Source organism: Trinickia terrae, from assembly GCF_005144415.1.
Classification (GTDB): Bacteria; Pseudomonadota; Gammaproteobacteria; order Burkholderiales; family Burkholderiaceae; genus Trinickia_A; species Trinickia_A terrae.
This window is the reverse complement of the sequence record NZ_SWJE01000020.1, coordinates 45,180-69,948: the sequence shown is the minus strand read 5'-3', so window position 1 is coordinate 69,948 and position 24,769 is coordinate 45,180. Positions and strand designations below refer to the sequence as shown.

23 protein-coding genes and 1 tRNA gene are annotated in these 24,769 nt (G+C 67.2%); 15 read left to right on the top strand and 9 right to left on the bottom strand.

Annotated features, from left to right (window positions below):
- Positions 1 to 5: 5 nt before the first annotated feature.
- Genes FAZ69_RS29130 through FAZ69_RS29120 form a run of 3 tightly spaced genes read right to left on the bottom strand, consistent with a single transcriptional unit; the run spans position 6 to position 3,477 of the window.
- On the bottom strand, positions 6 to 1,436 hold the full coding sequence (locus FAZ69_RS29130) for an MATE family efflux transporter (protein ID WP_169708802.1): 1,431 nt from the start codon (positions 1,434 to 1,436) through the stop codon (positions 6 to 8).
- Between the two features lie 23 nt (positions 1,437 to 1,459).
- Positions 1,460 to 1,780: a DUF2288 domain-containing protein gene (locus tag FAZ69_RS29125; RefSeq protein ID WP_136898558.1), complete on the bottom strand. Its 321-nt coding sequence runs from the start codon at positions 1,778 to 1,780 to the stop codon at positions 1,460 to 1,462.
- Between the two features lie 56 nt (positions 1,781 to 1,836).
- Entirely contained in the window at positions 1,837 to 3,477 is a 1,641-nt protein-coding gene (locus tag FAZ69_RS29120; protein WP_136898557.1) for an acyl-CoA synthetase, read from the bottom strand.
- Positions 3,478 to 4,031: 554 nt separating this feature from the next.
- Between FAZ69_RS29120 and FAZ69_RS29115 the strand changes: the two genes are divergently transcribed.
- A complete protein-coding gene (locus FAZ69_RS29115) occupies positions 4,032 to 4,325 on the top strand; it encodes a hypothetical protein (RefSeq protein WP_136898556.1) in 294 nt (97 codons plus the stop codon).
- On the opposite strand, the gene FAZ69_RS29110 is transcribed toward FAZ69_RS29115, so the two are convergent.
- Both FAZ69_RS29110 and FAZ69_RS29105 read right to left on the bottom strand, forming a co-directional pair.
- Positions 4,307 to 5,038 (bottom strand): peptidoglycan DD-metalloendopeptidase family protein, encoded by a 732-nt coding sequence (locus FAZ69_RS29110; protein ID WP_169708797.1) that lies wholly within the window; start codon positions 5,036 to 5,038, stop codon positions 4,307 to 4,309. The genes FAZ69_RS29115 and FAZ69_RS29110 overlap by 19 nt on opposite strands.
- Before the next feature lie 162 nt (positions 5,039 to 5,200).
- Entirely contained in the window at positions 5,201 to 6,118 is a 918-nt protein-coding gene (locus FAZ69_RS29105) for an aldose epimerase family protein (protein WP_136898554.1), read from the bottom strand.
- 632 nt (positions 6,119 to 6,750) lie between these two features.
- On the opposite strand from FAZ69_RS29105, the gene FAZ69_RS29095 reads away from it, so the two are divergent.
- The gene (locus FAZ69_RS29095) at positions 6,751 to 7,581 is read left to right on the top strand and encodes an undecaprenyl-diphosphate phosphatase (protein ID WP_136898552.1); all 831 of its coding nucleotides are present in this window, start codon (positions 6,751 to 6,753) and stop codon (positions 7,579 to 7,581) included.
- Between the two features lie 115 nt (positions 7,582 to 7,696).
- Positions 7,697 to 7,771: transfer RNA gene (locus FAZ69_RS29090), tRNA-Arg, on the top strand.
- A 12-nt stretch (positions 7,772 to 7,783) separates the two neighbouring features.
- On the opposite strand, the gene FAZ69_RS29085 is transcribed toward FAZ69_RS29090, so the two are convergent.
- The gene (locus tag FAZ69_RS29085; RefSeq protein WP_136898551.1) at positions 7,784 to 8,053 is read right to left on the bottom strand and encodes a hypothetical protein; all 270 of its coding nucleotides are present in this window, start codon (positions 8,051 to 8,053) and stop codon (positions 7,784 to 7,786) included.
- 168 nt (positions 8,054 to 8,221) lie between these two features.
- Positions 8,222 to 9,811: an acid phosphatase gene (locus FAZ69_RS29080; protein WP_136898550.1), complete on the bottom strand. Its 1,590-nt coding sequence runs from the start codon at positions 9,809 to 9,811 to the stop codon at positions 8,222 to 8,224.
- Positions 9,812 to 10,028: 217 nt separating this feature from the next.
- Between FAZ69_RS29080 and FAZ69_RS29075 the strand changes: the two genes are divergently transcribed.
- Genes FAZ69_RS29075 through FAZ69_RS29065 form a run of 3 tightly spaced genes read left to right on the top strand, consistent with a single transcriptional unit; the run spans position 10,029 to position 12,306 of the window.
- A complete protein-coding gene (locus FAZ69_RS29075; RefSeq protein ID WP_136898549.1) occupies positions 10,029 to 11,420 on the top strand; it encodes a cytochrome-c peroxidase in 1,392 nt (463 codons plus the stop codon).
- A gap of 41 nt (positions 11,421 to 11,461) precedes the next feature.
- A complete protein-coding gene (locus FAZ69_RS29070; RefSeq protein ID WP_136898548.1) occupies positions 11,462 to 11,851 on the top strand; it encodes an RT0821/Lpp0805 family surface protein in 390 nt (129 codons plus the stop codon).
- Positions 11,852 to 11,856: 5 nt separating this feature from the next.
- Positions 11,857 to 12,306: an NUDIX hydrolase gene (locus FAZ69_RS29065; RefSeq protein WP_136898593.1), complete on the top strand. Its 450-nt coding sequence runs from the start codon at positions 11,857 to 11,859 to the stop codon at positions 12,304 to 12,306.
- 14 nt (positions 12,307 to 12,320) lie between these two features.
- On the opposite strand, the gene FAZ69_RS29060 is transcribed toward FAZ69_RS29065, so the two are convergent.
- Complete coding sequence (locus tag FAZ69_RS29060; RefSeq protein ID WP_136898547.1) at positions 12,321 to 13,238, bottom strand: transporter substrate-binding domain-containing protein; 918 nt, start codon at positions 13,236 to 13,238, stop codon at positions 12,321 to 12,323.
- A 77-nt stretch (positions 13,239 to 13,315) separates the two neighbouring features.
- The gene (locus FAZ69_RS29055) at positions 13,316 to 15,025 is read right to left on the bottom strand and encodes a glutamine--tRNA ligase/YqeY domain fusion protein (RefSeq protein ID WP_136898546.1); all 1,710 of its coding nucleotides are present in this window, start codon (positions 15,023 to 15,025) and stop codon (positions 13,316 to 13,318) included.
- Positions 15,026 to 15,217: 192 nt separating this feature from the next.
- Here FAZ69_RS29055 and FAZ69_RS29050 point away from each other — a divergent pair, with 192 nt between their 5' ends.
- The 9 genes from FAZ69_RS29050 (at position 15,218) to FAZ69_RS29010 (ending at position 24,765) form a co-directional block, all read left to right on the top strand.
- Positions 15,218 to 15,769, top strand: a complete 552-nt coding sequence (locus FAZ69_RS29050; RefSeq protein ID WP_136898545.1) for an RBBP9/YdeN family alpha/beta hydrolase — start codon at positions 15,218 to 15,220, stop codon at positions 15,767 to 15,769.
- A gap of 131 nt (positions 15,770 to 15,900) precedes the next feature.
- Positions 15,901 to 18,525, top strand: coding sequence for an alanine--tRNA ligase (alaS, locus tag FAZ69_RS29045; RefSeq protein WP_136898544.1), 2,625 nt, complete (start codon positions 15,901 to 15,903; stop codon positions 18,523 to 18,525).
- 235 nt (positions 18,526 to 18,760) lie between these two features.
- Complete coding sequence (locus FAZ69_RS29040) at positions 18,761 to 19,291, top strand: NUDIX domain-containing protein (RefSeq protein WP_136898543.1); 531 nt, start codon at positions 18,761 to 18,763, stop codon at positions 19,289 to 19,291.
- 78 nt (positions 19,292 to 19,369) lie between these two features.
- Positions 19,370 to 20,518: a 4-hydroxybutyrate dehydrogenase gene (gene gbd / locus FAZ69_RS29035; protein WP_136898542.1), complete on the top strand. Its 1,149-nt coding sequence runs from the start codon at positions 19,370 to 19,372 to the stop codon at positions 20,516 to 20,518.
- 48 nt (positions 20,519 to 20,566) lie between these two features.
- On the top strand, positions 20,567 to 21,028 hold the full coding sequence (locus FAZ69_RS29030; protein WP_136898541.1) for an acyl-CoA thioesterase: 462 nt from the start codon (positions 20,567 to 20,569) through the stop codon (positions 21,026 to 21,028).
- A gap of 3 nt (positions 21,029 to 21,031) precedes the next feature.
- On the top strand, positions 21,032 to 21,970 hold the full coding sequence (locus FAZ69_RS29025) for a branched-chain amino acid ABC transporter permease (protein WP_136898540.1): 939 nt from the start codon (positions 21,032 to 21,034) through the stop codon (positions 21,968 to 21,970).
- On the top strand, positions 21,963 to 23,312 hold the full coding sequence (locus FAZ69_RS29020; protein WP_136898539.1) for a branched-chain amino acid ABC transporter permease: 1,350 nt from the start codon (positions 21,963 to 21,965) through the stop codon (positions 23,310 to 23,312). Before FAZ69_RS29025 ends, FAZ69_RS29020 begins: the two co-directional genes overlap by 8 nt.
- On the top strand, positions 23,309 to 24,061 hold the full coding sequence (locus tag FAZ69_RS29015) for an ABC transporter ATP-binding protein (protein ID WP_136898538.1): 753 nt from the start codon (positions 23,309 to 23,311) through the stop codon (positions 24,059 to 24,061). Before FAZ69_RS29020 ends, FAZ69_RS29015 begins: the two co-directional genes overlap by 4 nt.
- Complete coding sequence (locus FAZ69_RS29010; RefSeq protein ID WP_136898537.1) at positions 24,058 to 24,765, top strand: ABC transporter ATP-binding protein; 708 nt, start codon at positions 24,058 to 24,060, stop codon at positions 24,763 to 24,765. Before FAZ69_RS29015 ends, FAZ69_RS29010 begins: the two co-directional genes overlap by 4 nt.
- Positions 24,766 to 24,769: the final 4 nt, after the last annotated feature.

The following is a 24,769-nucleotide window of genomic DNA, read 5'->3' as shown; positions in this document are numbered from 1 at the left end:
CGGCGTCAGGACGGCGCCGCCGCGCGAGCGCGGCTGCCTGATGAGCCGAAGCTCGCGGCCAGACGCGGCAGGAAGGCGGCGAGCGTCGCGCCGCGCGCGGCCATGAAGATCGTGAGCGCGAGCCACAGGCCGTGGTTCGCCAGCGGGCCGACGAGCAGCCACGACGCGATCATGAAGACCGCGAACGAGATCGCCATCCCTTTCATCAGCTCACGCGTTTGCGTCGCGCCGATGAACACGCCGTCGAGCAGAAAACCCCAGACCGAGACCACAGGCGACAGCGCCGCCCACGGCAAATAGCGTTCGGCTGCGGCGCGCACGGCGCTCTGGTCGGTCAGCCGCTCGACGATCCACGCGCCCGCGCTCCAATAGACCGCCGAAAAAACGAGCGCCCCGAGCACCGACCACATGAGCGTCACCTTGACGGCATGCCGGAACGAGTCGCGGTTCCGGGCGCCGAGCGCCGCGCCCACGAGCGCTTCGGCGGCGTGCGCGAAGCCGTCCAGCCCGAATGCCATGAAGGTCTGGAAATTGAGCAGGAGCGCGTTGGCGGCGAGCGTCGCATCGCCTTGCGCCGCGCCGGCGTGCGCGAACCAGCCGAACGCCGAGAGCAGGCAGAGGGTGCGGATGAAGATGTCGCGGTTGATCGCGACGAGGCGCTTGAGCGCGGCCGCGTTCATCAGCGACGCGCCGTCGAGCGCCGCCAGGCCGCGCGGGCGCAGCTGCCACAGGATGAACGCGCCGAGCACGAAGCCGCAGGCGTCGGCCGTCGCGGTGGCGGCGCCCATGCCGGCGACGCCCCAGCCGAATACGTAGACGTAGAGCAGCACGGCCACGATGTTGACGGCGTTGATGAAGACTTGCGTCACGAGCGCGAGACGCACGCGCTGCGTGCCGAGCAGATAGCCGAGCACGACGTAGTTGCCGAGCGCGAGCGGCGCGGCCCAGATGCGCGCATGGCAATAGGCGCGCGCGTTCTGTTGTACGGCCTCGCTGCCGCCGAGGGCGGCGAGCGCCACGCGGATCAGCGGCGTTTGCAGTGCGAGCACGGCTGCGCCGATCGCGAACGCCAGCAGGAGCGCGCGCACGACGTTCGCGCGCAGGCCGGCGTGATCCTGTGCGCCGAACGCTTGTGCGGCGAGTCCGGTCGTCCCCATCCGCAGGAAGCCGAAGCCCCAGAAGACGAAGCTGAAGAAGAGGCCGCCGAGCGCCACGCCGCCGAGATAGGCCGCGCCGTCCAGATGGCCGGCGACGGCGGTATCGACCGCCGACAGGAGCGGCTGCGTGAGATTGGCGAGGACGATCGGAAAGGCGAGCGTCAGCACGCGGCGGTGCCAGTGCGCCGGCAGGGCGTGGGCGGCGTGCTCCGCCGCGCCCTGAGCGGACTCGGGCGCTGGGTTGTCGGTAGCCTGTGCTGGACCGGACGCCGGGTTCACGCGCGGATTCACGCGGTAACGGCCTAGCCGCGTTCCTGCACGCAGACCCACGGCGAGACCACGACCGCCCAGAGGTCCGGGTCGCGCGCCGCGAAGTCGGCGGCGGTCTCGGCCTGCACGCGCTCGAGGAGCCCGGCCGACAGCCATTGCGCGACTTGCGCCGTGTCGTCGTTGGCGACGGCTTCCGCGACACTCACCAGATCGAGATCGCGCGCCACGCGCAGCAGCACGCCGCGCGCGAAGAACCGTTCGAGCTCGGACCAGCCGATCTTGGCGGTTTCGGCGAGCAGCTTCATGTAGAGCGGGCTGTGGGAGCCTTGGGCTGAGGTGTCGGAGGACGTCATGGAATGGATGTGGTGTAAAGCGAGCGGGCGTAACTATAAACCATCGATCCCGGCGGTCATTCCGCCTTCACGCTGCGCAGCTCGCGGCGGATGATCTTGCCGGTCGCCGTCATCGGCAGGCTGTCGACGAAGGCGATCTTGCGCGGATACTCGTGCGCGGCGAGCCGCGTCTTCACGTGCGTCTGGATCTCGCGCACGAGCGCGTCGCCGGGCTCGAAGCCGGGGTTCAGCACGATGAAGGCCTTGACGATCTCGGTGCGCGTCGCGTCCGGCATGCCGACCACGGCCGCCATCCGCACCGCCGGATGGCCGAGCAGGCAGTCCTCGATCGGGCCGGGGCCGATCCGGTAGCCGGCGCTCGTGATCACGTCGTCGTTGCGGCCGACGAAGCGCACGAAACCGTCTTCGTCCATCACGCCGACGTCGCCCGTCACGAGGTAGTCGCCCGCGAACTTCTCGCGCGTCGCCTCGGGGTTGCGCCAGTAGCCGAGGAACATCACCGGGTCTGGCGCGCGCACGCCGATGTTGCCTTCGGTGCCGCGCGGCAGCACGCGGCCGGCGTCGTCGACGATCTCGACCTCGTGGCCCGGCACTGCTTTGCCGATCGAGCCGATGCGCGGCTCGAACAGCGTGCTGCACGAGCTCAGGACGACGTTGCATTCGGTCTGCCCGTAAAACTCGTTGATCGTGACGCCGAGCGCCGCGCGGCCCCAGTCGATCAGCTCGGCGCCGAGCGATTCGCCGCCGCTTGCCACTGCGGAGAGCGCAAGGCGGTAGCGCTCGGCCGGACGCTCGACCGTCCGCATCATCTTCAGCGCGGTCGGCGGCAGGAACGTGTGGGTGACGCCGTGGCGCGCCATCAGGTCGAACGCGGCGTCGCCGTCGAACTTCTCGAAGCGCCGCGCGAGGACCGGCACGCCGTGGTGCCAGGCGGGCAGCAGCACGTCGAGCAGGCCGCCGATCCACGCCCAGTCGGCGGGCGTCCAGAACAGCTTCGCGCCTTCGGGGAAGAACGCCTGCGGCATCTCGACGCCCGGCAGGTGGCCGAGCAGCACGCGGTGGCCGTGCAGCGCGCCCTTCGGCTTGCCCGTGGTGCCCGAGGTGTAGATGATGACGGCCGGGTCGTCGGCGGATGTGTCGACGGGTTCGAACATGTCGGATTCGCCTTGCAGCGCAGGCCAGAACGCGTGCACGCCGGATGCGCCGGGAGCCGGATCGGCGGAGTCGGCATCGATGCAGTAGATGCTCTTCAGTTCCGGCAGCTCGGCGCGGATCGCCGCGATTTTCTCGAGCCCCTGCTTGTTGGTCACGAGCGCGACGGCGCCGCTGTTCGACAGCCGGTACTGCAGCGCCTCGACGCCAAAGAGGGCGAAGAGCGGCACCGCGACCGCGCCGAGCTTGTATGCCGCGAGGTGGGCGAGGGCGGTCTCGGGCGTCTGCGGCAGGAAGATGCCGACGCGCTCGCCGCGCGCCACGCCGTGCTTCGCGAAGCTGTTCGCGAGCCGGTTCGACAGCGGCTTGAGCTCGTCGAACGTGTAGCGGGTTTGCGAGCCGTCGTGGCGCTCGTAGATCAGGGCGAGGCGCGCGTTGCCGTCGGCCCACTTGTCGCAGGCGTCGACGCCGATGTTGTAGCGCTCGGGGATCTGCCACGAGAAGCCTTCGATGAGCTGTTTGTAGCTGTCGCTTGGGCGGAGCATGGGTGTCACCTTGTCTCGTCTTTTTATCGGTTATTTTGAATTGAATGAAGAAGATCGCGCCGCTGAATATCAGTTGAATTCGTGAATTGCCTTGCCAATAATCCGAGGAAATTCCGGGGTTGAATCGGGATTAAATCCGCTGGTGAAGGCATAAATAATCGCGATGCGCGTCGTCAAACTCGATCCGTCAGATTTTACGCGTGTGCCGACGCGTCGCCAAATCACCCGCCGTCAATGCCTCCGGACGATGTTTGTTCTGAGGAACCTTCCGCTCATCCTGTCTATCGATCCGTCATATCGATAATCGAATCGCATTTCTCGGACATTCCTCCTGCTTCATGCGCCTATTCGCGAATATCGGTCGTTAATCCATTGCCGATGCTTTCGAGCGTTGTTAGATTGGTTCTCGGCGCATGGTGAACCGGTCCTTTGCCTATATGCGCCGAACCCCCGTTAGCCCGGCCACGCCGGGCTTTTTTTGTCTGCCTGCGGGCGGTCGGCGGGGAGGGGCGGATTTTGCTGCATCCGCTAGTGGAAGATCCCTAGCGTGCGAAATGATGCTCTTTTCGGGACGCGCGTATGATGCGGCGGATACCAAGTTCGAGATCGCCATGCACCTGCTTTTGATCTTCGCCGGACTGTGCCCGTTCGCTTTGATTGTGCTGGTCGCGTTCGCGCGGCGCGTCGATCCGCTGTCCGGGCGGCTGAGCAAGCGTGGCGACGCCCGGCGTAGCGACGCCGGGCGTCGCCAGGTCAGGCGAGACGGCGCTTGGCCTCGGGCGCTGTCCGATCCGCCGAGCCGCGCCGGCGAGGCCGGCGCAGGCTTGCCTCAGCGCGCCGGCAGGTAGCGCGCCGGGTCGATCGAGCGCCCGCCGTAGCGCAACTCGAAGTGCAGCGCGACGCGGTCGTTGTCGGTGTCGCCCATCTCCGCGATCTTCTCGCCTTGTGACACTTGCTGACCTTCTTTGACGAGCAGCGTGCGGTTATGCGCGTAGGCCGTCAGGAAGTCGGCGTTGTGCTTGACGATCAGCAGGTTGCCGTACCCACGCAAGCCATTGCCCGCGTAGACGACGGTTCCGGCCGCGGCCGCGACGACCGGCGTGCCCGGCGCATTGACGATATCGACGCCTTTCGAGTTGACGCCGTCGAACCCGCGCGCGACCTTGCCCGGCGCGGGCCAGACGAGCGCGATGCTGGTCGCGGGCTTCACCGTGGACGCATCTGCCGCACTCGACGGCGCCTCCGCGCCGCCCGTGCGCGGGCCGCTGCCTGAAGCACCGCTCGAAGCGCTGCCGGCCGAGGCGCTCGACTGGCTGGCCGTCGCCGAGTTGGCGGGCGGTGCGACGCGCAGCACCTGGCCGACTTCGATGGCGTCGGGCTTGGAGAGATTGTTCCAGCGGACGATGTTCTGGACCGATTGCCGGTTGGCGCGGGCGATCTTCGAGACCGTGTCGCCTCGCTCGACTCGATAGAACCCCGGTCCGACGGGGGCCGAACCGCACGCGGCGAGTGCTGCGACCAGCGATGCGCACACGAGCCGCCCCATTTTTCTTCTCAACATTGAACCTCGCAAAGCGCTGCCGTGCACAAAGCCTCCCAGGCCGCGGGCAGCGGGTACAAAACGTTTGATTTTAACGGCTTCGGATCGCGTGCCCGATTTGGGCAGGCAAGGCGCGCTGCCGCATGGCGGCCCCCGCGTGCGGCGGCAGTACGTGTATGGCCTCTAACGGCTGGACTTGCCGTAGGCGACCGTGATGCGCAGCGCGGCTGTCTCACTCTTGCCGGGCGCGAGCCACCGCAGCCCGAGGCCGTTGTGGATCGCGTCGGGCAGGCCGAGCCACGGCTCGACGCAATAGAAATCCGAGGTGTCGGCTTCCGTCCACGTCGTGACCGCGTACCAGGGCGCCGAGCCCGGGCGCTGCAGATCGATCTCGATCGCACGGTCGAGGCTTGGGCTCACCAGGCGCACTGGCTGCACAGGCACGCCCGTCAGGCAATGGAAGCGATCATGGATGCGCGGATCGTCGAGCGTGTAGGACGGCTCGCCGGGCACGGGCGCGCTGATCGAGCCGTCGCTTTCCTGATGCCGCCGCGAGGCAGGCGGCAGCTCCACGACCGTCTCGCCGCGCAGCGCGTGCGGCAGCGTGAAGTAGAAATGGTGGCCGGCGTAGTGGGGCAGCGGCGCATCGCCGAGGTTCGAGACGGTCAATTCGACGTCGAGCGTGTGCGCGTCAGCGAGGCGGTAGGCCGCCTCGAAGCGGAACGCGAACGGGTAGGCGGTGCGGGTGGCCTCGCTGTCGGTCAGCGTCATGCGTACACCGTGGCCGTCCGCATCGAGCGCGTAGGCAAACGGCAGGTCGCGCGCGAAGCCGTGCATCGGCAGCACGCGCACCACGCCCGCCTGATCGCGCCATTCGCCGATCCGCCCGTCCACTCGATGGCGGCCGAGAAACGGGAACAGCAGCGGATTGCCGCCGCGGATCCGGGCCGGCTGGCTCCAGTCGGGAGCGTCGGGCCAATGGATGACCGGCTCGCCGCCGATGTGCCAGGACAGCAGCCGGCCGCCGGCCTGGGGCGCGATGCGCAAGAGCGCCTCGCCTTGCGCGATTTCGAGGATGTCCTGCTGCTGGAATTGAGGCATGGTCGAGTGGATCGGGTAAGGCCGCGTAAGGGCGGCGTGGAACAAAAAAAGAGAAAAAAAGATAAAAATGTCGACAGGCCGATTTTGCGACGCCCTATGTTACGGAGAAACCCTTGATCGGGAAACTGCGGGTGTCGCGACAGAATGCGTTGCGGATAATGCCCACTCTGGGCTGGCATTTTCTCGCCGCCGAGCCTGTCACTTTCAAAGGGAAGGAGGACGCATGGATCTCGCCATGGCAATGGGTCTAGCGCTGTTTGGCATGTTCGCCGGCAGTACGGTCGTTTTCTTCTACAAGCTCGCTCGATAACGACGCGTGGCGGCTCGCCCGTTCGCAAGCCTGTTATTAGTGTGAACAGGCCCTAGCCCGGCAGGCCGGGCGCTTGCCCGCCTGCGTTTCCCTCTTCCGCCTCTCCCCGCGGCTTGCGCCGCCCGCGTCCCTGCGTTCGGCCACCGCTGGTTCGATTTTTTTCTCCTTTTTTGCGCAGCCGAGCGCTGTCGCACTGCCGCAAAAAAATCCTGAAAACTTGGCGTGCCGGTTTCCGGTAGGCATAATCGGGTGCGCCGCCGGGCGCTGGCTTCACCCGTCCGCGTCTCGCTTTTGCAACCTTCCCACCGAAAAGGACCGACGCGTGAGTCTCTGGTTTTTGATCTTCTTGAGCGTGCTGCAGGGCGTCACGGAACTGTTCCCCGTCAGCAGCCTCGGACATACGTTGCTCGCCCCCGCGCTGTTCGGCATGCACATCGACAAGCACGCGCCCCAACTGCTGCCGTTTCTCGTCGCGCTGCACCTGGGCACCGCGTTTGCGCTGCTGTGGTACTTCCGCAAGCGCTGGATCGCGCTGATCGGCGGCTGGTTCGGCACCTTCGCCGGACGCCGCAGCGACGACGGCCACATGATGTGGGCGCTCATCATCGGCACGATACCGGCCGGGCTCGTCGGCCTGATCCTCGAAAAGCGCCTCGAGCGGATCTTCCATGATCTGCGCATCGTCGCGCTGGCGCTGGTCGTCAACGGCGTGCTGCTGTGGCTTGGCGACCGCTTGCAACGTGCGCGTGCGAATCAAGCGCCGGAAAGGCTCACGTTCAAGCAGGCGTTCCTGGTTGGCCTCGCGCAGGTCGGCGCGCTGATTCCGGGCTTTTCGCGCAGCGGCCTCACGATGATCGCCGGCAACGCAGCGGGGCTGACCGCCGAGAGGTCCGCCGAATTCGCGTTCCTGCTCGGCACGCCCATCATTTTCGCGGCGGGCCTGCTCGAGGTGCCGAAGCTCTTTCACGCGCCCTCGCAGCTTGCCGATGCGATCCTCGGCGGCGTGCTGACCGCCATTGCCGCCTATCTGAGCGTGCGCTTCCTGATGCGTTATTTCGAAGGCCGTGGCCGGCTGGCGACGTTCGGCATCTACTGCATCGCCGCGGGCGCACTGTGCTTCGGATGGTTCATGCTGCACGCGCAACCCGCGTAAGCGCTGCGTCCGGCGGTTCGCCCTTTGCGCGGGCCGCCGCGGGCCGGGCGGGGGATCGGTTATAATCGCGGCCCCCGGTGCAAATGTCCGGTCCGCTTTAAAATTTCAGTTTCGCCTCCCCATAGTTCAACGGATAGAACACGGGTCTTCTAAACCTGAAATCGAGGTTCGATTCCTCGTGGGGGGGCCACTCCATTTCCTCTCAGTTCTGCTTATCCGTTCCCGCGCCCGGCTGGGCCGCACCCTCCAGAAAGCGCCGGGTCGCCTCGAACGATTGCAGCATCTGCTCCGGCCAGGGTCGTTGCAGCATCGTCGCCTGGTGATTCTCGAACGCCGTTGAGAGCAGCTTCGCGAGTTCGGGCGAGTTCAAGTGCCGCAGCACGACGCTGAGCGCGATGGCCGTCGCCTGGCTGGCGCCGGCGGTCTGCAATTCCGACGTGGTTAGGGCTGCGAGCTGCTTGTCGATATCCATGACGATTCCTTGTTTCGATGTTTTGCCGCGCCTGGGGCGGCGGCGAAGGCGCGATTTTGACATGGGCGGCGCCGGGCACAGCGGGCATTGGCGTCATTCCTCGCAGAGCCAATGAGAAAGGGGCAGCCTCGGCTGCCCCTTTTGCATCGCGCCTGATGCAACGCCGGCTTACTCCGCTGCGCCGCTTCTGAGATCGAGCGCGTTCGTCAGGTCGCCCATCGGCTTCTGGCCGTTCGCGGCCAGCGCTTTGTCACGCACCACGAGGCCGGGCAGCTCCGGCAGCGCGAAGCGCCGCGTGACGAAGCGCAGGATCGACGTCGTGTCGTACTGCGTGTGATCGACGTACCCCTGCTTCGCGAACGGCGAGATCACGAGCGCCGGAACCCGCGAGCCCGGCCCCCAGCGGTCGGCCTTCGGCGGCGCGGCGTGGTCCCAGAACCCGCCGTTCTCGTCGTAGGTGACGATCACGACCATGTTGTTCCACTGTGGGCTCTTTTCCAGGTGCGCGATCAGGTCCGCGATGTGGCGGTCACCCGAGGCGACGTCGGTATAGCCCGCGTGCTCGTTCAGGTTGCCCTGCGGCTTGTAGAACGCGACCTGCGGCAGCGTGCCCGCGTCGATCGCCTTGATGAACTCCGCGCCGTCGAGGCCGCCGTCGCGCAGGTGCTGCGCGCGGTTCGGCGTGCCCGGCGCGAGGTCGGCGAAGTAGTTGAACGGCTGGTGATGCGGCTGGAAGTTCGGCGCCGTCAGGTTCTTGCCGTTGATCACGCCCGCTTGGCCGCTTTGGGCCGCGGCCAGCGCGTCGCCCCATGCGCCGCCGTACCAGGCCCACGAGACGTGCGCGTCGTTGAGCAGGTCGCCGATATGGGTCTGGGTCTGCGGCGGCAGCGTGGTCGGGGTCTGCGGGTCCGCGTAGGCCTTGTCGCCGCCCGCCGCCGGCTTGTTGCCGCTCGGCTGATACGCGGGCTGCATCGTGTTGACCGCGTAGAAATCGGGCGTCAGGTTGCCGTCGTTCACGAACTTCGGCGGGCCGCCGAGCGCCGACGCCGGCGAGTTGGGCGCGGTTTTCAGCGTGACGCCGTCCGCCTCGACCGCCGAGATCGAAGTGGCCGCCGGGCTCTTGTCCGCGTTCGGATAGACCGGCGTGCACGCGCAGATGAGCCACTGGTGATTGAGGAACGAGCCGCCGAATGCGCCCATGAAGAAGTTGTCGGCGAGCGTGTACTTCTGCGCGACCTTCCAGAGCGGCAGCGACGCTTCGTTCATCGTGTAGTAGCCCATCACGAGGCCGCCGGAGTCGGCCCAGGCGGCGAACTTGTCGTTCCTGCCGCCGTCGATCTGCATCTGGTTCTCGTAGAAGCGGTGCCACAGGTCGCGCGTCGTCGTGGACAGCGGCGTGTTGAAGCCGTTCGGATCGTTGATCGCGAACGGCGCATTCGGCAGGCTGACCGTCATCGCCTGCGTGACGGCCGGCGTCAGGCCCGTTTGCGTGAGGCCGTTCCAGACGGGCGGCAGCGTCGGCAGCGCGGCGCCGTTGCGGTCGAGCTGCCGCGCGCTCGCGGCCGTGACGTTCTGCAGGCCGTTGGCCCCGGGGAAGTGCCCGTATAGATTGTCGAAGCTGCGGTTTTCGGCGTAGATGACGACCACCGTCTTGACGTCCATCAACGTCGGCTTCGTGGCGCTCGGGCTGGTGCAGCCTGCGAAGGTGGCTGCCGCTGCGAGCGCCAGCAGCGTCGCGCCGATCCGTTTGTTGTTCATGCGTGATCTCTCTCTTTACGTGGGAGCCGGGGCCTCGTTGTTTTCGATGCGGGCGTGGCCGGCCGCGTTGACGACAGTGCAGTGTGGCAAAGTGATTTGACAGAATCATGGAAGCGAATGCAATACTGGCGGCCGTGTTGCGGCGGGCCGTCAAGGTGGCCCGCCAGCCGTTTGGATGGCCTATGCTTGCCGGTTTCGCGGATTGGGTCGTGCTGAAATGAAACTCCCCCGATGCTCTCCTGCTTGGCTTTCGCGTAGGCTCGCCTGGCCAGCTGGCGCGCTTGCTGCGGCGTTGCTGTGTTTCGGTCTTGCTGCCTGCGATGCGCCTGGCTCAGCCATGAGCGCTGCCGACGGGCTGTCCGTGCCGACTTCATCGAAGGATGGCCAAGCGGGCGGACAAACGCGCGCCCAGGTCTACGAGGCCGTGCGACAGAAGACGGCGCTCGGCAAGCAGCTATTCTTCGACCCGTCGCTGTCGGGCTCGGGCAAGCAGGCGTGCGCGACCTGCCACAGCCCCGCGCATGCGTTCGGGCCGCCGAATGCGCTCGACGTGCAGCTAGGCGGCGCCGACATGCGCCAGCCCGGTTTCCGCGCCGTGCCGACGCTCAAGTACCTGCAGTCGGTGCCGGCCTTCACGGAGCACTTCCACGATTCCGACGACGAAGGCGACGAAAGCATCGACAACGGCCCGACCGGCGGCCTGACCTGGGACGGCCGCGTCGATACGGGAGCCGAGCAGGCCCGCATCCCGCTCTTGTCGCCGTTCGAGATGCACAGTTCTCCTGCGCACGTGGCGTCCGCCGTGAGGGCCGCGCCGTATGCGGACGCGTTTCGCGCGGCATTCGGCGCACATGTCCTCGACGACGACCGCGCCGCCTTCGACGCCGTGCTCGAAGCGATCGGCATTTTCGAGCAGACGCCAGGGACGTTCTATCCGTACACGAGCAAATACGACGCGTACCTCGCCGGCCGCACAACGCTCACGCCCGCCGAGCAGCGTGGCTTGCAGCTTTTCGACGACGAGCGCAAGGGCAACTGCGCGAGCTGCCACCTGAGCAAGCCGGCGAGAGACGGCTCGCCGCCGCAGTTCAGCGATTTCGGCCTGATCGCCGTCGGCGTGCCGCGCAATCGCGCGCTGAAGGTGAATCAGGACCCGCGTTTCTTCGACCTGGGCGCCTGCGGCCCGGAGCGCACCGACCTGAAGGGCCGGGACGAATATTGCGGGTTGTTCCGCACGCCGACGCTGCGCAACGTCGCGCTGCGCAAGACGTTCTTTCACAACGGGATCTACCACTCGCTCGAAGAGGTGATGCGCTTTTATGCCGAGCGCGATACCAACCCGGAAAAGTTCTATCCGGTGGTGAAGGGCAAGGTCCGCAAGTTCGACGACTTGCCCGAGCGCTACTGGGCCAACCTGAACACCGACCCGCCGTTCGACCGCAAGCCGGGCGACAAGCCCGCGCTGAACGAGACCGAGATCAAGGACATCATCGCATTCCTGAACACGCTGACCGACGGCTACGAGCCCGATGCGCCCGTCGCCGGGCATGAGGCCGCGCCACGCTCTAGCGATCGCGAGCCGGCCCTCACGTCGGCCGGCTCGCTGTAACCTGCGTGCTATTCTCTCGACCGCTCAAGGAGAAAAACTCGATGTCGACGCGATCCTCCGCCCTGCTGCGCACGCTTGCCTGCTGCCTGCTGCTCTCGGGCGCTGCCGCTGCCCACGCCTCGAACTACAGCTTCTTGAACGATACCCCGATGAGCTACATGCACCAGCGCGACATCGATTCGCTGTTGAAGGCCGCCGACCATGCGCTCGATGCCAAGCGCGACGGCGAGACGGCCACCTGGACGAACGAGGGCACGGGCAACAGCGTCAAGATCGATGCGATGCTCACGATCAGCCAGACGACGACGGACGGCGGCCGCACGTGCCGGAGCATGACGGCCGTGCTGAGCGCGAAGAGGCAGTCGATGACGCTGCGTCCGCAATACTGCAAGACCGGCAACGGGCAATGGCAATTTCAGAAGCAGAAGTGACGGCGATGATCGAGCGCGTGACTTCCTGCGGCGTCGTGCTGCTAGACGGCAGCGGCCGCGTGCTGCTCGCGCACGCAACCGACACGACGCACTGGGACATCCCCAAAGGCCACGGCGAGCCAGGCGAAGCGCCGATCGCCGCGGCGTTGCGCGAGCTTGTCGAAGAGACCGGCATCGTGCTTGCGGCCCAGCGGCTCAACGACCTCGGGCGCTTCGTCTACCGCCGCGACAAAGACCTGCACCTGTTCGCGGCGCGCGCGGCGGACGACGAGCTCGACCTGAGCCGCTGCGTCTGCACCTCGATGTTTCCGCGCCGCTCGGATGGCGTGATGATCCCCGAGATGGACGCCTTTCGCTGGGTCGAGCCAGGGGAAGTGGGGCACTACGCGAGCCGCAGCCTCAACCGGCTCTTTCAGACGACGCTTTCGCTCGCCGAGCTGCATCGGTCGCTGTAGACCGGCGCGCCGGCTCAGTCGAGCGGCTTGTCGTTCGGATGCGCGAACAGCGCCTTCATCTCATCCGGGATCGGATAATCGAGATTGAGCCCGCGCGGCGGGATCGGCTGCGTGAACCACATGTCGTAGAGCTTTTGCGCCTCGCCGGACGTTTCGAGGCGGTCGATCACGCGGTCCACGAGCTTCTTGAACGGCGCATCTCCTTTCCTGAGCATGCACGCATAGACCTCGTGGCGCAGCGGCGGGCCGACGATCGCATAGTCGCCCGGACGCGCCGCCTCGGCTTTGTTCCCATAGAGCAGCGGTTCGTCCATCACATACGCGACCGCGCGGTCGGTGCGCAGTGCTTCGAACGCTTCGGGATGATCCCTCACGCTCATGATGCGCATGTTCAGGTGCTGGTCGCTATCGAGCTTGCGCAGCAGGCGCTCGTCGGACGAGCCCGCCGTCGTAACGACCGGCTTGCCCGCGAGATCGCGATAGTCCGCGATCCCCGACGTCTTCTTGACGAGCATGCGTACCGCGTATTGAAAGAAGCTGTCGGAGAACGCGACCTGATCGTCGCGCGCATGCGTATGCGTCGTGGAGCCGCATTCGAGATCGATCTGACTGCTCGTCATCAGCGGAATGCGGTTTTGCGGCGTGATCGGCACCTCGCGCACGACGAGGCCCGGGAGGTTCAGCTCGCGCTTGATCTCGTCGACGATCAGCAGCGCGATCGCGTATGAGTAGCCGGTCGTGTGGCCGGCGCTGTCCGCATAGGCGAACGGCACCGACGATTCATGAACGCCCAGGGAGATCGCGCCGTCGTCGCGAATTTTCTTGAGCGTGCCTTCGGGATCGCCGCCCTGGGCTTGGGCGGCTGGCGCGGCGAATGCGAGCAGCATCGCCGCCGCGCCTGCGAGCGGCGTGAATCGAGCGGCAAGCTTCATCGGTCCTCTCTGCGTGAACCACTCGACAAGTTTCGAATTGCTTAATGCAACGGCAGCAACGACGAGCAAAGGCGAGATCAGGCCGGTTTGCCCCAAGTGTCGCGCAAACCGACGATCCGGTTGAACACCGGCTTGCCCGGCTTCGAGTCGTAGCGGTCGGCGACGAAGTAGCCGTGCCGCTCGAACTGGAAGCGCTCTTCGGGCTCGGCGTTGCCGGCGCCCGGTTCGAGGTAGGCGCTGACGACGCGCTTCGAATCCGGATTCAGCGCTTCGAGGAAGTCGCGGCCGCCCGCGTCGGGCTGGGCTTCCTTGAAGAGCCGGTCGTAGATGCGAACTTCGGCCGGGACCGCATGCGCCGCGCTGACCCAGTGGATGTTGCCCTTCACCTTGTAGTTGTTCGCGCCTTCCGTGCCCGACTTGCTGTCCGGGTAGTAGTTGCAGTGGACGGCGGTCACGTTGCCGTTCTCGTCCTTGTCCGCGCCCGTGCATTCGATCACGTAGCCATAGCGCAGTCGCACCTTGTTGCCCGGGAAGAGGCGGAAATAGCCCTTCGGCGGCGTTTCGCTATAGTCCTCGCGCTCGATCCACAGCTCGCGCGAAATCGGGAACGTGCGCACGCCGTGCTCCGGATGGTGCGGGTGCACCGGCGCGCAGCATTCCTCGGTGAGATCGGCCGGGTAGTTGTCGATGATGAGCTTGAGCGGGTCGAGCACGGCGGCTGTACGCGGCGCCTTGTCGTCGAGATCGTCGCGCAGCGCGCCTTCGAACACGCTCATGTCGATCCAGGAATCCACCTTGGTCACGCCGATGCGCTCGCAGAAGAGCTTGATGCCGTCCGGCGTGAAGCCGCGCCGGCGCACGCCGACGATGGTCGGCATGCGCGGGTCGTCCCAGCCGTCGACGTGCCCTTCGGTGACGAGCTGCAGCAGCTTGCGCTTGCTCGTGATCGCATAGGTGAGGTTCAGCCGCGAGAACTCGATTTGCTGCGGCAGCGGCCGCGTGAAGACGCCGGCGTCGGCGAGCTCGTCGAGGATCCAGTCGTAGAGCGGCCGGTGGTCTTCGAATTCGAGCGTGCACAGCGAATGCGTGATGTTTTCGAGCGCATCCGAGATGCAGTGCGTGTAGTCGTACATCGGGTACACGCACCATTGGTCGCCGGTGCGGTAGTGATGCGCGAAGCGGATCCGGTAGATCACCGGATCGCGCATGTTGATGTTCGGCGAAGCCATGTCGATCTTTGCGCGCAGCACGTGCTCGCCTTCCTTGAACTCGCCGGCCTTCATGCGGCGGAACAGGTCGAGGTTTTCTTCGGGCGAGCGGTCGCGGCAGGGCGAGTGCTTGCCCGGCTCGGTCAGCGAGCCGCGGTTCGCGCGCATCTCCTCGGCCGATTGGCTGTCGACGTAGGCGCGGCCGCGCTCGATCAGGAGCTCGGCGAACTGGTAGAGCTTGTCGTAATAGTCGCTCGCGTAGTAGCGGTGCTCGGCGCCATCCTTGTTCCAATCGAAGCCGAGCCAGCGCACGGCGTCGACGATCGAATCGACGTACTCGACGCTTTCCTTTTCTGGATTGGTGTCATCGAAGCGCAGGTGGCACACGCCGCCGTAATCGCGCGCGACGCCGAAATTCAGGCAGATGCTTTTCGCGTGACCGATATGCAGATAGCCGTTCGGCTCGGGCGGGAAGCGCGTTTCCACGCGGCCGCCCCATTTGCCGGTGCGGTTGTCGTCGTCGATGATGTTGCGGATGAAATTGGATGCCGCCGGTGCGTCGTTGCGTTCGGTGTTCATGCGAGAAGGAGAGAGTCGGCTAAATGGACGCGCCATTGCGCCCGCTTGATCCGCCAATTCTACCTGAGCGGCCGCGCGCGGGCGCGCCCTGGCGCTTGCGCGGGCGGGCCGCGTCGTCGCGCGCCTTGCGTGAACGGTTCGCGTTCGGCAAGATGGCGGGCTCTACCGGCAAGGAATCAGGGATAACACAAAATGGATACAAGACGAGTGTGCGTGCTGCCGGGGTACGCCAATTCGGGACCCGATCACTGGCAAAGCCGCTGGGAAGACGCCGACCCGATGTTCGTGCGGGTGTCGATGCCCGATTGGGACAATGCGGTTTGCGAGGCCTGGTGCGACACGCTCGACGTGGTGGTCGACGCCGCGGAAGAAGATCCGATCCTGATCGCGGCGCATAGCCTCGGCTGTTTGACCACGGTGTTTTGGGCGGCGCATTGTGCGACGCCCGATCAGCTCGCCAAGATCGCCGGCGCGCTGTTCGTCGCGGTGCCCGATCCGGCGAGCGTCTCGTTTCCGAGCGAAGCGCACGGTTTCGCGAATGTGCCGCTCGTGCCGCTGCCGTTCCCGACGATCGTCGTCGCCAGCACCGACGACCCATACTGCCGCATCGAATTCGCGCAGCGCTGCGCCGGCGCGTGGGGCAGCCGCTTCGTGAACATTGGTCCGCGCGGCCATATCAACGCCGAAAGCGGGCTGGGCGATTGGGAAGAAGGACGGCGTTTGCTGGCTTCGCTGCTGGATTGACCGGGGCGCGGCGCACCTGCGGCAATCCCGTATAATCAATCGTTTAAGCCAATAACCATGGGCCCGCCCGCTTGACCCGAGCTGATCGGGGCGGCGGCGCCAGATCCAGCCAAAACGTCTCCAGCACGCTTATGAAAGCCGCCGAAATCCGCGAGAAATTCCTCAAGTTCTTCGAATCGAAGGGCCATATGATCGTCCGTTCGTCGAGCCTCGTGCCCGGCAACGACCCGACGCTGCTCTTCACCAATTCGGGGATGGTGCAGTTCAAGGACGTCTTCCTCGGCGCCGAATCGCGTCCGTACTCGCGCGCCACGACCGCGCAGCGCAGCGTGCGCGCGGGCGGCAAGCACAACGACCTCGAGAACGTCGGCTACACGGCGCGCCACCACACGTTCTTCGAGATGCTCGGCAACTTCTCGTTCGGCGACTACTTCAAGCGCGACGCGATCCACTACGCATGGGAGCTGCTGACCGCCGTCTACCAGCTGCCGAAGGACAAGCTCTGGGTCACGATCTACAAGGAAGACGACGAGGCCTACGACATCTGGGCGAAGGAAGTCGGCGTGCGCGCCGAGCGCATCATCCGCATCGGCGACAACAAGGGCGCGCGCTACGCGTCCGACAACTTCTGGCAGATGGCCGACACCGGCCCGTGCGGCCCGTGCTCGGAAATCTTCTACGATCACGGCCCGGACGTCTGGGGCGGTCCGCCGGGATCGCCCGAAGAGGACGGCGACCGCTACATCGAGATCTGGAACCTCGTGTTCATGCAGTTCAATCGCGACGCGCAGGGCAACATGACGCCGCTGCCGAAGCAGTGCGTCGACACCGGCATGGGCCTCGAGCGGATCGCCGCCGTGCTCCAGCACGTGCACAGCAACTATGAAATCGACCTGTTCCAGGCGCTCATCAAGGCGGCCGGGCGCGAAACGGGCGTCGCCGACCTGTCGAACAATTCGCTGAAGGTGATCGCCGATCACATCCGCGCCTGCTCGTTCCTGATCGTCGACGGCGTGATTCCCGGCAACGAAGGGCGCGGCTACGTGCTGCGCCGGATCGTGCGCCGCGCGATCCGCCACGGCTACAAGCTTGGCAGCAAGAGCGCGTTCTTCCACAAGCTCGTGGCAGACCTCGTCGAGCAGATGGGTGGCGCGTACGCCGAGCTCGGGGACGCCGAGCAGCGCGTGACCGATGTGCTGCGCCAGGAAGAAGAACGCTTCTTCGAGACGATCGAGCACGGCATGTCGATCCTGGATGCGGCGCTGGCCGATCTGGAATCGAAGGGCGGCAAGACGCTCGACGGCGAAATCGCGTTCAAGCTGCACGACACCTACGGCTTCCCGCTCGATCTGACTGCGGACGTCTGCCGCGAGCGCGGCATGAGCGTCGACGAGCCTGCGTTCGACGAGGCGATGTCGCGCCAGCGCGAGCAGGCGCGCGCGGCCGGCAAGTTCAAGATGGCGCAGGGCCTCGAATATTCGGGCGCGAAGACCACGTTCCACGGCTACGAAGAGCAGATCTTCGACGACGCGAAAGTGGTCGCGCTCTACGTCGACGGCTCGGCCGTCAATGAGGTCGCGAAGGGCCAGCAGGCGGTGGTCGTGCTCGATCACACGCCGTTCTATGCGGAATCGGGCGGCCAGGTCGGCGACCAGGGCGTGATCGGCAACGCGAGCCTGCGTTTTGCGGTCGCCGATACGCTGAAGGTCCAGGCCGACGTGATCGGCCATCACGGCACGCTCGAGCAGGGCACGCTCAAGGTCGGCGACGTCGTGAAGGCGGAGATCGACGCGATCCGCCGTGCCCGCACGGCGCGCAACCACTCGGCCACTCACCTGATGCACAAGGCGCTGCGCGAAGTGCTCGGCTCGCACGTGCAGCAGAAGGGCTCGCTCGTCGACGCCGACAAGACCCGCTTCGACTTCGCGCACAACGCGCCGATGACGGACGACGAAATCCGCCGCGTCGAAGCGATCGTCAACCAGGAAGTGCTCGCGAACGCGCCGGGCATCGTGCGCGTGATGCCGTTCGACGAAGCGGTGAAGGGCGGCGCGATGGCGCTCTTCGGCGAGAAGTACGGCGATGAGGTGCGCGTGCTCGATCTGGGCTTCTCGCGCGAGCTGTGCGGCGGCACGCACGTGCACCGCAGCGGCGACATCGGCCTCTTCAAGATCGTGATGGAAGGCGGCGTCGCGGCCGGCATCCGCCGCGTCGAGGCGATCACCGGCGACAACGCGGTGCGCTATGTCCAGGAGCTCGACGCGCGCATCAATGCGGCAGCGGCGGCGCTCAAGGCACAGCCGGCCGAGCTCACGCAGCGCATCGCGCAGGTGCAGGATCAGGTGAAGTCGCTCGAGAAGGAGCTGGGCGCGCTGAAGTCGAAGCTTGCGTCGAGCCAGGGCGACGAGCTCGCCGGCCAGGCAATCGAGGTGGCCGGTGTGCAGGTGCTCGCGGCGACGCTCGAAGGCGCGGACGTGAAGACGCTGCGCGAAACTGTCGACAAGCTCAAGGACAAGCTCAAGCATGCGGCGATCGTGCTGGCGTCGGTGGAAGGCGGCAAGGTCAGCCTGATCGCCGGCGTGACACCCGATGCGAGCAAGAAGGTAAAGGCGGGCGAGCTCGTCAACTTCGTCGCGCAGCAAGTGGGCGGCAAGGGCGGTGGCCGGCCGGACATGGCGCAGGCCGGCGGCACCGAGCCCGCGAATCTGCCGAAGGCGCTCGCCGGCGTGCAGGGCTGGGTGGCTGCGCAGCTGTAAAGCGGCGAACAGCATCGCGGGTTGCGTGAGCAGCCCGCCGCAGACGCAGTAAATAAGCCGCGGGCATCGATGCTCGCGGCTTTTTTATGCGCCTACGGCGCCAGCGGCGTATGCGACATAAAGCCGCTAGAATGTTCGCTCGCCGGCGCTGGCTGACTGGCCGATAGGCTCGCCTGCGCCGATACGCATCGCCAGGCCCGCCTGCGTACCCGATCGCCTTACCCACCATCCGCCCATGACCGATTACCAATTCTGTCCGCGCTGCGCCAAGCCCTTGATCGTCCGTGCCGATGTCGACACGGACGGTGGCCGGCCGCGGCAGGCATGTTCCGACGATACCTGCGGCTTTGTTCACTGGAACAATCCGGTGCCGGTCGTGGCCGCGATCGTCGAATACGAAGGCAAGATCCTGCTCGCACGCAATGCTGCCTGGACCGAAGGCGTGTTCGCCTTGATCACCGGCTTCCTCGAGAACGGCGAGACGCCCGAGGAAGGCATCGCGCGCGAAGTGCTCGAAGAAACGTCGCTGCATGTCGAGACCACGGAGCTGATCGGTGTCTATGAATTCATCAGGAAGAACGAGCTGATCATCGCGTATCACGTGCGTGCGCATGGGACGATTGCGCTGTCGCCCGAGTTGCTCGAATATCGGCTGGTCGAACCGGCAAAGCTGCGTCCGTGGCGGGCGGGCACCGGGCAGGCGCTCGGCGAATGGATGCGCCGCCGCGGCTTGCCGTTCGAATTCGTCGAAAGGCCCGGGCAGTAGCGCGGCGCAGGCAGCAGCCGGCTGCGTCGGCATCGTGCGGGCCGGCATCGGCATCACGAGGAGGAGGGCAGACTCGCCATGGCTTACATCTACTACCTGACCCACATCCATCTCGGCTACGACGCGCTCGCCATGCTCGACGCGGAATGCGCGCGCGCCGGCATCAAGCGGCCGCTCGTCGTGACCGACAAGGGCGTCGCCGCGGCCGGGCTCGTCGAGCGCGCGCTCGATGCGTCGAAGCTCGGCACGGCGCCCGTTTTCGACGACACGCCTTCGAACCCCACCGAGGCGATGGTGCTCGCGGCTGCCGCCCGCTATCGCGACGAGGGCTGCGACGGGCTGATCGCGGTCGGCGGCGGGTCGTCGATCGATCTCGCGAAGGGCGTCGCGATCGCGGCGACGCACGAAGGCGGCCTGACCCGCTACGCGACGATCGAGGGCGGCAGCGGCCGGATCACCGAAGCCGCCGCGCCGCTGATCGCGATTCCGACTACGGCGGGCACCGGCAGCGAAGTGGCGCGCGGCGCGATCATCATCTTGAACGACGGCCGCAAGCTCGGCTTCCATTCGTGGCACTTGCTGCCGAAGTCGGCGATCTGCGATCCAGGCCTGACGCTTGGCTTGCCGCCGATGTTGACTGCCGCCACGGGCATGGACGCGATCGCGCATTGCATCGAGACGTTTCTCTCGCCGGCCTTCAATCCGCCCGCCGACGGCATCGCGCTCGACGGGCTCGAGCGCGCCTGGGCGCATATCGAGCGCGCGACGCACGACGGCGGCGACCGCGCGGCGCGCCTGAACATGATGAGCGCGTCGATGCAGGGGGCGATGGCGTTCCAGAAGGGGCTCGGCTGCGTGCATTCGCTGTCGCATCCGCTGGGCGGCGTCGAGGTGAACGGCCGCACCTCGCTCCATCACGGCACGCTCAATGCGGTCGTGCTGCCGGCCGTGCTGCGCTTCAACGCGACGGCGGAATCGGTGGTGGCGGAGCGCCGCTATGCGCGCATGCGCCGCGTGATGGGGCTCGACGCCCATGCGGACCTGCCGCAGGCGCTCTTCGACATGACCGCGCGTCTCAAGCTGCCGACCGGGCTCGCGCAGATGGGCGTCGATGCGAGCGTGTTCGACAAGGTTATTCGAGGCGCGCTCGTCGACCATTGCCACAAGACCAATCCGCGCGAGGCGAGCGCTGAGGACTACCGGCGCATGCTGACCGAATCGCTTTGAGCGCTGAACCCGAGAAAGCTCGACGAACCCATCCCGGCACACGAAGCCATGACCAAACCCGCTGCGGCGCCGCGTTCCGCCTATCCCCACTTCCTGACGATCCCGACACGCTGGATGGACAACGACGTATACGGGCACGTGAACAATGTCGTCTATTACAGCTACTTCGATACGGTCGTGAACGAGTACCTGATTCGCGCCGGCGTGCTCGATTTCGAGGCGGGCGAGACGATCGGGCTCGTCGTCGAGACGCAGTGCAATTACTTTGCGCCGCTCGTGTTTCCGGACCGCGTCGAGGCAGGGTTGCGCGTCGCGCGGCTCGGGTCGTCGAGCGTGCGCTACGAAGTGGGGCTCTTCAAGGAGGGCGGCGGCGAGGCGTGCGCGCAGGGGCATTTCGTGCACGTGTATGTCGACCGGGTCTCGCGGCGGCCCGCGGCGTTGCCGGCTGCGCTGCGCACCGCGCTGGAGCCGCTGGCCGCGTCGCCGGACACGCCCGCGCTGGAGCGCTAGGACGTGCAGTCGCTGGTGATCGGCGCGCTGAACGGCGTCAGCTACGGATTGCTGCTCTTCATGCTGGCGGCGGGGCTCACGCTGATCTTCAGCATGCTCGGCGTGCTGAACTTCGCCCATGCGAGCTTCTATATGCTCGGCGCCTATGTCGGCTATTCGGTTGCGGCGCATGCGGGGTTCTGGGCGGCGCTCGCCGTGGCGCCGCTCGTCGTCGGGCTCGCCGGCGCGGCGCTCGAGCGGTGGCTGTTGCGGCGCGTGCGCCCGCACGGGCCGTTGCATGAATTGCTGCTGACCTTTGGCGTCGCGTATTTGCTGGCCGAGGCCGTCAAGCTCGTGTGGGGCTTGGGCGCGCTGTCGGCGTGCGTGCCCGCGGTGCTCGACGGAACCCTCTTCACCGTGTACGGCGTTGCGGTTTCGCGCTACCGCGCGTTCATGATGACCGTCTCATTGGCGATGCTGGCCGTGCTCTATGCCGTGCTGCGCGTTTCGAAGACCGGGCTCGTCGTGCGGGCGGCGCTGACGCATCCGCATGCCGTCGAAGCGCTCGGCCACAACGTGCCGCGCGTGTTTACGCTGGTCTTCGCCGTCGGCACCGCGCTCGCCGCCGCGGCGGGCGTGATCGGAGCGCCGCTCTTCGTCATCGAGCCGGCCATGGCCGAATCGATGGGGTCGGTGGCGTTCGTCGTCGTGGTGATCGGCGGCTTGGGGTCGCTGGGCGGGGCGCTCGCGGCGTCGCTCCTGGTCGGGTGCCTGCAGACGTTCGCGGTGGGCAGCAGCGCGTCGTTCGGGACGCTGGCCGGGTTCGCGGGGGCTTCGTTGCCGCAGGAATGGGCCAGGCTCACGCTGGCCCAGCTTGCGCCGCTCGTGCCGTACGGGCTCCTCGTCGCGATGCTGGCCGTGCGTCCGCGCGGGCTTTTCGGGCAGCGCGGCGACGATGCGTAGCGCGCGGAAAGAGAGGGCGCGAAAACGCCGCGCCGTTGCCGCCTTCGCCGCGCCGCTACGGCTCTCGCGCGGGCGCGGCGCGCTGCCCTGGCTCGCGCTCGTGGCGTTGCTCGGCGTGCCGGCGCTCGTCTCCCACGCAAGCTGGCTGCTCGCGTTTCTCGCGCAGACCGCGACGATGATCGTCTTCGCGCTTTCGTACAACCTGCTGCTCGGCCAGACGGGCCTGCTGTCGTTCGGACACGCGGCGTTCGCTGGGCTCGCGGCGTTCGCCGCCGCGCAGATCTTCAATCGCTTCGGCATGGCGCTGCCGCTTCTGCCGTTTCTGCCGCTCGTCGGCGGGGCGGCGGGCGCTCTCTTGGGCGTCGTGTTCGGCTTTGTGGCGACGCGGCGCGCCGGCACCGCGTTCGCGATGATCACGCTCGGCATCGGCGAGCTCGCCGCCGCGGCCGCCTGGACGCTGCCCGACTGGTTCGGCGGCGAAGCGGGCGTGCCGATCGACCGCGCGGCCGGCATGCACTGGGGCGCGTGGAGCTTCGGACCCGCAAGCGAGGCGTATGGGGTCATCGCGCTCTGGTGCGTGCTCGCGAGCGCCGCCATGTTCGCGCTGTCGCGCACGCCGCTCGCGCGGCTCGCGAATGCGGTGCGCGACAACCCGGTGCGGGTCGCCGCGCTCGGCGCCGATCCGCGCCGCATCCGCTACGCGATGGTCGTGCTGTCGGCGTTTTTTGCGGGCGTGGCGGGTTCGCTCGGGCTCGTCAATATCGAGTTGGCGTCGGCGGAAGGCGTCGGCATGGCGCGCTCGGGGGCGGTGCTGATCGCGACGGTGATCGGCGGCAGCGGCGCGTTTTTCGGACCGGTGCTCGGCGCCGTGACGCTCACGTTCTTCAGCGTCGCGATCGCGAGCGTCACGCGGGCGTGGCAGCTCTATCTCGGGCTGTTGTTCGCCGCCGTGGTGATGGCGGCGCCGGACGGGCTTGCCGGCTTGACGGCGCGGTGCGCCGCGCGGCTCGAAGACATCGGCTGGCGCGCGTGCCTGCGCGAATGGCGCTGGCGGGCCGCGGCGGCGCTGGCGTGGGTGGCGGCGCTGGTATTGGCGGTCGAGGCGATCTACGCGCGGCAGTTCGCGGCCGACACGGGCGGCGTGTTTCGCTTCGGCATGCTGACGTTGCAGGCGGACTCGCCGGCCGTCTGGGCGGCGGTGCTCACGATGGCCGCGGCGGGGGGGCTCGCCGCGTGGCTCGCGCGGCGCACCGCTGCGCACCCGCGAGTCGCAGGCAACGACGTTTGCGTCAGCACCACCGATGACCCGCGTCGATCCGCCGACCGCGAGGCCGGGCGATGACGCACGCGCTCGTCTTGCAGGGCGTCGAGAAGCGCTTCGGTGCGACGCAAGTGGTGTGCGGCGTCGATCTTGCGATCGAGGCCGGCGAGCGCCACGCGCTGATCGGCCCCAACGGGGCGGGCAAGTCGACGCTGTTCCAATTGATCGCGGGGGCGCTCGCGCCCAGCGCCGGGCGCATCGCGCTGAACGGCCGCGACATCACCGGCCGCGCGCCCTACGCCATCAGCCGTCTCGGTCTCGCGCGAAGTTTCCAGACGACGAGCGTGTTCCCGCGTCTGAACGCCTGCGACAACCTGCGCTGCGCCGCGCTGAGCGCCGAGCCGAGAGGCGCGCGCTGGCGCCATCTGCTGCTTGGCTCGCGCGCCGTGGACGAGCGGGCCCGCAGCGTGCTCGAGGCCGTCGGGCTGGCCGCTTGCGGGGACACGCTCGCGGGCGCGCTGAGCTACGCGCAGCAGCGCGCCCTCGATCTCGGCATGGCGCTCGCGAGCGGCGCGCACACGCTGCTGCTCGACGAGCCGACCGCCGGCATGAGCCGCGACGAGGCGCGCGAGGCGCTGGCGCTGATCCGCGTGGCGACGGCCGGCAAGACGGTCGTGATGGTGGAGCACGACATGGACGCCGTCTTCGGCCTCGCCGACCGCATTTCGGTGCTCGTGGGCGGGAGGATCATCGCGACCGGCACGCCGGACGCCATTCGCGCGAATTCGGCCGTGCGCGCCGCGTATCTCGGACCGGAGACGCTTCGATGAACGCTCTGCTGGAAATCCGGAATCTATGCGCGGGGTATGGCGCGACCCGGGTATTGCACGGCATCGACTTGAAGGTGGACGCGGGCGATGTCGTCGCGCTCGCCGGACGCAACGCCTCGGGCCGCTCGACGCTCGCGAAATCGATCGTCGGACTGGTTCGCGCCAGCGGGACGATCCGCTTCAAGGGGCGCGAGATCGCCGGCATGCGCACGTTCGACATTGCGCGCCTCGGCATCGGCTATGTGGCCGAGCAGCGCGACGTGTTTCCCGCGCTCACCGTCGACGAGAACCTGCAGCTCGGCGTGATGCCGGGCACGAGCCGGACGAGGCGCCGCTTCGGCGCCGCCGACGCGTTCGCGCTCTTCCCGATCCTGGCGGAGCGCCGCTCGGCGCGCGCCGGGACGCTGTCGGGCGGCGAGCAGCAGATGCTCGCGCTCGCGCGCGCGTTGATGGGGGAGCCAGCGCTATTGATCGTCGACGAGCCGGCCGAAGGGCTCGCGCCGCAAGCGGCCGAGCGCGTCGGCGCGTGCCTGCGGCGGTTGAGCGAAGAAGGCGTGGCGATCCTGCTCATCGAGCAGCGGATGCAGTTCGCGCGCGAATTGGCGACGCGCGCGGCGGTGATCGGCGGCGGGCGCATCGTCTGCGAGGGGCGCTTCGACGCGCTCGACCCCGCGATCATCGAGACCTGGCTGGCTGTCGGCTGAGTCC

Excerpts from the sequence above, each read along its gene's own strand:
- FAZ69_RS29070 (WP_136898548.1), top strand. The coding sequence starts at position 11,462 with ATGTCGACGCGATCCTCCGCCCTGCTGCGCACGCTTGCCTGCTGCCTG.
- FAZ69_RS29020 (WP_136898539.1), top strand. The coding sequence starts at position 21,963 with ATGCGTAGCGCGCGGAAAGAGAGGGCGCGAAAACGCCGCGCCGTTGCC.
- FAZ69_RS29105 (WP_136898554.1), bottom strand. The coding sequence starts at position 6,118 with ATGCCTCAATTCCAGCAGCAGGACATCCTCGAAATCGCGCAAGGCGAG.
- alaS (WP_136898544.1), top strand. The coding sequence starts at position 15,901 with ATGAAAGCCGCCGAAATCCGCGAGAAATTCCTCAAGTTCTTCGAATCG.
- FAZ69_RS29110 (WP_169708797.1), bottom strand. The coding sequence starts at position 5,038 with ATGTTGAGAAGAAAAATGGGGCGGCTCGTGTGCGCATCGCTGGTCGCA.
- FAZ69_RS29055 (WP_136898546.1), bottom strand. The coding sequence starts at position 15,025 with ATGAACACCGAACGCAACGACGCACCGGCGGCATCCAATTTCATCCGC.
- FAZ69_RS29065 (WP_136898593.1), top strand. The coding sequence starts at position 11,857 with ATGATCGAGCGCGTGACTTCCTGCGGCGTCGTGCTGCTAGACGGCAGC.
- FAZ69_RS29125 (WP_136898558.1), bottom strand. The coding sequence starts at position 1,780 with ATGACGTCCTCCGACACCTCAGCCCAAGGCTCCCACAGCCCGCTCTAC.
- FAZ69_RS29010 (WP_136898537.1), top strand. The coding sequence starts at position 24,058 with ATGAACGCTCTGCTGGAAATCCGGAATCTATGCGCGGGGTATGGCGCG.
- FAZ69_RS29060 (WP_136898547.1), bottom strand. The coding sequence starts at position 13,238 with ATGAAGCTTGCCGCTCGATTCACGCCGCTCGCAGGCGCGGCGGCGATG.
- FAZ69_RS29075 (WP_136898549.1), top strand. The coding sequence starts at position 10,029 with ATGAAACTCCCCCGATGCTCTCCTGCTTGGCTTTCGCGTAGGCTCGCC.
- FAZ69_RS29030 (WP_136898541.1), top strand. The coding sequence starts at position 20,567 with ATGACCAAACCCGCTGCGGCGCCGCGTTCCGCCTATCCCCACTTCCTG.
- FAZ69_RS29050 (WP_136898545.1), top strand. The coding sequence starts at position 15,218 with ATGGATACAAGACGAGTGTGCGTGCTGCCGGGGTACGCCAATTCGGGA.
- FAZ69_RS29085 (WP_136898551.1), bottom strand. The coding sequence starts at position 8,053 with ATGGATATCGACAAGCAGCTCGCAGCCCTAACCACGTCGGAATTGCAG.
- FAZ69_RS29115 (WP_136898556.1), top strand. The coding sequence starts at position 4,032 with ATGATGCTCTTTTCGGGACGCGCGTATGATGCGGCGGATACCAAGTTC.
- gbd (WP_136898542.1), top strand. The coding sequence starts at position 19,370 with ATGGCTTACATCTACTACCTGACCCACATCCATCTCGGCTACGACGCG.
- FAZ69_RS29080 (WP_136898550.1), bottom strand. The coding sequence starts at position 9,811 with ATGAACAACAAACGGATCGGCGCGACGCTGCTGGCGCTCGCAGCGGCA.
- FAZ69_RS29015 (WP_136898538.1), top strand. The coding sequence starts at position 23,309 with ATGACGCACGCGCTCGTCTTGCAGGGCGTCGAGAAGCGCTTCGGTGCG.
- FAZ69_RS29040 (WP_136898543.1), top strand. The coding sequence starts at position 18,761 with ATGACCGATTACCAATTCTGTCCGCGCTGCGCCAAGCCCTTGATCGTC.
- FAZ69_RS29120 (WP_136898557.1), bottom strand. The coding sequence starts at position 3,477 with ATGCTCCGCCCAAGCGACAGCTACAAACAGCTCATCGAAGGCTTCTCG.